The sequence below is a fragment of the Streptomyces sp. NPDC097640 genome (assembly GCF_040302705.1).
Lineage (GTDB): Bacteria > Actinomycetota > Actinomycetes > Streptomycetales > Streptomycetaceae > Streptomyces.
Window position 1 is genome coordinate 1 of sequence record NZ_JBEOSB010000068.1, and the last position, 4772, is coordinate 4772.

At 69.4% G+C, this 4772-nt stretch carries 4 protein-coding genes and 1 pseudogene; all 5 read right to left on the reverse strand.

What is annotated here, in order from left to right; translation table 11 throughout:
• On the reverse strand, nt 1–137 hold a 137-nt coding region (locus ABTY62_RS47255), incomplete at its 3' end, for a roadblock/LC7 domain-containing protein (RefSeq protein ID WP_210606506.1).
• 10 nt (nt 138–147) lie between these two features.
• Nucleotides 148–3249, reverse strand: coding sequence for a nitrate- and nitrite sensing domain-containing protein (locus ABTY62_RS47260; RefSeq protein ID WP_352135590.1), 3102 nt, complete (start codon nt 3247–3249; stop codon nt 148–150).
• A 337-nt stretch (nt 3250–3586) separates the two neighbouring features.
• A complete protein-coding gene (locus ABTY62_RS47265) occupies nt 3587–4171 on the reverse strand; it encodes a GTP-binding protein (RefSeq protein ID WP_352135591.1) in 585 nt (194 codons plus the stop codon).
• A complete protein-coding gene (locus tag ABTY62_RS47270; protein WP_311727840.1) occupies nt 4152–4562 on the reverse strand; it encodes a DUF742 domain-containing protein in 411 nt (136 codons plus the stop codon). Before ABTY62_RS47270 ends, ABTY62_RS47265 begins: the two co-directional genes overlap by 20 nt.
• Before the next feature lie 102 nt (nt 4563–4664).
• A pseudogene (locus ABTY62_RS47275) lies at nt 4665–4772 on the reverse strand (roadblock/LC7 domain-containing protein); the annotation flags it as partial.

The following is a 4772-nucleotide window of genomic DNA, read 5'->3' on the forward strand; positions in this document are numbered from 1 at the left end:
GCTCGGTCACGGGGGAAGCCTTCGGACATCGCCAGAAGGAGTCCGTCGGCGGAGACCACCACCGTGTGCGACACCCCGGGGGTGTTGTCCACGAAATTGGTGATCAACCAGTTCAGGTTCTGCGCCGCCTGGCTCATCGGGCTCACACTAACGCTCCTGATCGTAGCTGCTGCCGGGGCCGAAGCCCTGTTGGTCATGCTGGTCACGCTGTTGGCGCCCCTTCTGGACGCCGCGGCGCAGGTTGCTCAACCTGCCGCGGATGTCCTCCGGCGCGCGGGAGATCTGGGGACCGCCCGCTCCGGTGGACTCCGCGGAGCCCTCGACCAGATTGGCCTTGGGCACGCGCCGGGGCAGACCGGAAGAGGTGATCCCCCCGGCCTTCGGCTCACGCAGCTGCTCGGCCCGGTGCCAGCGCTGGTCGTTCTCCGCGTGCCACGTGAAGGTGTCCGTGAAACCGTGCTCCCCCGGGCCCTGGCCGGGCCGGTCCGGCGCCGCGGGCGCCGCCGGTTCCGTGGCGGCCGGCACTTGAGTCCCTGAGTCCTCGGACGGCTGCCACTGCCTCTCGCGGCGGGGGAGACCGGCGTCGGTCAGGGAGCTGATGGTGCTCGGGGAGGGCCCCGGACGGTGGAACTCTACGCTTTCCGGGGCAACTTCGGGAGCGCTTGGCGCAGATTCCGTTTGTGCTCCGGTTTGTGCTCCGAAGTTTGCCCCGAATGGCGACTCATACGAGCCGGTATCGCTCCAATTCCCCTGGTGAGAAGGGGCGGTGAAATCGGAGTACGGCTGCGTCAGAGGATCTGCCGGAGCGCTGTAATCCAGTTCCGGTTCGGAATACGGCACAGAAGACGGCACGGAAGGCGGGAACGGCATGGCCGGCCCGGTCGGCGTCGGCGGCGCGGCCGGCCCGGTGGCCGCGGCCGGTGCCCCGGCGGCACCGAGTGGCCCGGGCGCCGTCCCCAGCAGGGGGTCGGCGCCGTAGGCCGAGTCGTCGAAGCCGAAGTCGGCGGCCGTACGCGGCGCGGCGGCCTCGTGGGGGTTCTGCGGGGCCTGGGAGACCGCGGGAGCCTGCGGGGCCTGCATGGCCTGGGGGGCCTGCGGGGCCTGGGACGCCTGCTCCGGGACGATCGGGGAGACCGTGAAGTCCTGGCTCCCGGGCAGCTCCTCGCCGCCTCCGCCGTGCGTGATCGCGTCCGGCAGCATGACCAGCGAGGTGGTGCCGGCCTGCTCGCCCGAAGGGCGCAGCTGGACCCGGATGTGGTGCCGGTCGGCCAGGCGGCCCACCACGTACAGGCCCATGCGCTGCGAGACCGTGGCGTCCACGGTGGGCGGATTGGCCAGCTTGTGGTTGATGTCCGCGAAGTCCTCGGCGGTCAGGCCGATGCCCTTGTCATGGATCTCGATCATGACGCGGCCGTCGGGCAGCCGGGTCGCGGTCACCCGCACCTTGGTGTGCGGCGAGGAGAACGTGGTGGCGTTCTCCAGCAGCTCCGCGAGCAGATGCACCAGGTCGGTCACGGCGTTGCCGTGGATCTCGGTCTCCGGGACGCTGGCCAGCTCCAGGCGCTCGTACGACTCCACCTCGGAGGAGGCGGCGCGCAACACGTCGACCAGCGGCACCGGCTGGTTCCAGCGGCGGCCCGGCTCCTCGCCCGCGAGGATCAGCAGGTTCTCGCCGTTGCGCCGCATACGGGTCGCCAGGTGGTCCAGCCGGAAGAGCTGCTCCAGCTGGTCCGGGTCGGCCTCGCTGTTCTCCAGGTCGGAGATCAGCGAGAGCTGCCGCTCGATGAGGCCCTGGTTGCGGCTGGAAAGGTTGGTGAAGATCGCGTTGACGTTGCCGCGCAGCATCGCCTGTTCGGAGGCGAGCCGGGTCGCCTCGCGGTGCACCCGGTCGAAGGCGCGGGCCACCTCGCCGATCTCGTCCCGCGTGGTGATCGGGATGGGCTTGATCCGGGTGTCGACCCGCCCCGGATCGGCCTGGGACAGCTGGTTGACCAGCGCCGGCAGCCGCTGCTCCGCGACATCGAAGGCGGCGTTGCGCAGCTGCCGCATGGAGCGGCTCATGGAGCGGGCCATCCGGCCCGCCACGACGAAGGCCAGGAGGAGGGCGAGCAGCACGATCGCGGAGTTCACAAACGCGTCGCGCTTTGCGTTCGCGGAGATTTGCGATGCCTCGTCCACGGCGTTGTCGACGAGCTGCTTCTCGACCTGGTGATAGGCCTCGAACCTGGCCGTGGAGGCGGTGAGCCACGACGCCGGGGTGATGCCGCGCTCCTTCAGGTCCGCCGGCTTGGCGCCGTCGCCGATGGACGAGACCATCTGCTCCATGGACGGCGGGACCACGAACTGCCGGCCCTCGTCCGCGGCCTTCTGCCGCGCGGCGCCGACCTGCTGCTCGCTCTTCTTCTTCGCCGCCGCCATGGCCTGCTTCAGCCGGGCCACGTCCTCGGGGAGGCCGGCCGACTGGAACTCGGTGAGGGCGATGTTCTCCAGGTAGACATACGAGCCGAAGGCCGTGAGCTGGATCTTCCGGTCGGCCGCCGAGGGGCCGGGCTTGACCAGCAGATGGGCGCCGATCGCGCGCTGTAGCGATTCGGCGCCCTTGGCGAGCGAGATCGCGTAGACGGTCCGCCCGTAGGAGGTGATGTTGCCGGTGCCCAGACCGAGTTCGTTTGCGAACTCCAACAGTGAGTGCTCGACCGCGACATAGCCCTCTTCGGTCCGCACCCCGCTCAGCCGGTCGGTGTAGGCGTAGCGGCGCAGATTGGCCAGCTGCGGCTCCACGGCCCGGACCGCCTTGAGGCGGCGCTGGAGGCTCGCGGTGTTCGGCATGTCCTCGACGTACTTGTTGAACTCCGCCTTCGCGGCGTCGCTCACCGCCCGCAACTTCTTCACCTCGTCCTCGGCGGAACCGGTGAGCAGCGGTACGGCGGTGCGGTCACGCTCGTCGACCAGCGCGTGGGCGTAGGCCGTGGCCGCGCGGACCAGCCGGGCGGTGCGCTCGGCGTCCTCGGCCTCGTTCCAGGTGGAAACGGAGGCCTCGACGCGGAAGCCGCCGAAGACCAGGGCGACGAGGACGGGTATGAGCAGGATCGCGTTCAGGCGGGCCGGCACCCGCCAGTTCCGCGGCGACAGGCGACCGCCGGCCGCGGCGGAGGGCTCCGACGCGTCGGTGGGTGGCGCCGCTGCGCGCGGCGGCGGGGTGAAGTTCCCCCGCACCTGTTTCGCGGAGTCCGGCTTGCTTCGCCTCACTCGACCAACAACCTCTCGGCGTCGGCACCTGTGTCGTGCCGTTCCCAGCTGAGCCCGTACCGCCCAGTTCAGCGAATTCCAGCATGCCGTGTCGGTGCTTTCAAAACAGTCGGCAAAGCACCCGACCAGTTGTCTGGACCAGAGATAAAACGGGCGTTACGGGTGAGACATGTCAAACGTCGAACTAATTGAGCACGGAACGCAGTCGTGCGATGGCCCTGTGTGTCCAATCCGGGGTTTTTCTCTGTCGAAACGTTATGAACGTCCGAGCGGGCCGTGTCCTAGGACACAGCCCGCTCCGGTCATCGGATCTCGGACAACTTCCGGGAGTGTACGCCTACTTCAGCCGGGCCATGAGCGCGTGCTCCACGAGCGTGATGAGTGCGCTCTTGGCTTCGCTGCGGTGGCGGGCGTCGGTGATGATGATCGGGGTGTCCGGGCCGATCTGGAGCGCCTCGCGGACTTCCTCGGGGGTGTAGGGCTGGTGTCCCTCGAACCCGTTGAGGGCGATGACGAAGGGCAGTCCGGAGTTCTCGAAGTAGTCGACGGCGGGGAAGCAGTCGGACAGGCGCCGGGTGTCGACGAGGACGACGGCGCCGATGGCGCCGCGGACCAGGTCGTCCCACATGAACCAGAAGCGGTCCTGGCCGGGCGTGCCGAACAGGTACAGGATCAGATCGTCGTCCAGCGTGATACGGCCGAAGTCCATCGCCACGGTCGTCGTGGTCTTGTCCTGCACATGGCTCAGATCGTCGATCCCGGCCGAGGCGGAGGTCATCACGGCTTCGGTGCGCAGCGGGTTGATCTCCGAGACCGCGCCGACGAACGTGGTCTTGCCCACGCCGAACCCGCCCGCCACCACGATCTTGGCCGAGGTGGTCGCGCGCGCGGGTGGAGCGCCGCTAGAGCTTGCGAAGTCCACTGAGCACCCTTTCGAGCAGTGTCACATCCGGGGTACCGCCCGCTTCCGCGTTGCCCCCCGGCTGATGGATCGCCACCATGCCCGCCTCGGCCAGGTCGGCGACCAGGATCCGCGCGACGCCCAACGGCATGTTGAGCAGCGCGGACACCTCGGCGACCGACTTGACCTCCCGGCACAGATGGCAGATCCGCTGGTGCTCGGGAAGCAGCCCCTGCAAATGGGCGGGGTCCGCCGTCGTCGAGACGAGCGCCTCGATGGCGAGCTGGTAACGAGGCCGGGTCCGGCCCCCCGTCATAGCGTACGGGCGCACCAACGGCTGGTCGCCTTCACCCCCGTACGGCGATTGGTGATGGCCGCCGTACGGGCCGGGCGATGCAGGGGGCGGGGTCATGGGTCCTCCGGTCGGGACAGGAAGTGACGGTCGTGCCGTCGGTCGGTGCCGTTTGGGGGGCGTTCGGCCTGTCAGCCGAGCGGGTGGGCGGCGGTCGGTCGGTCAGTTCAGGAGGCTGCCTTGCAGTTCGGCGCGGAGGTCCGGGGTGAGGACGGTGCCCGCGCGGTCGACCAGCAGGGCCATCTCGTAGCCCACGAGGCCGATGTCGCA

Excerpts from the sequence above, each read along its gene's own strand:
- ABTY62_RS47270 (WP_311727840.1), bottom strand. The coding sequence starts at position 4,562 with ATGACCCCGCCCCCTGCATCGCCCGGCCCGTACGGCGGCCATCACCAA.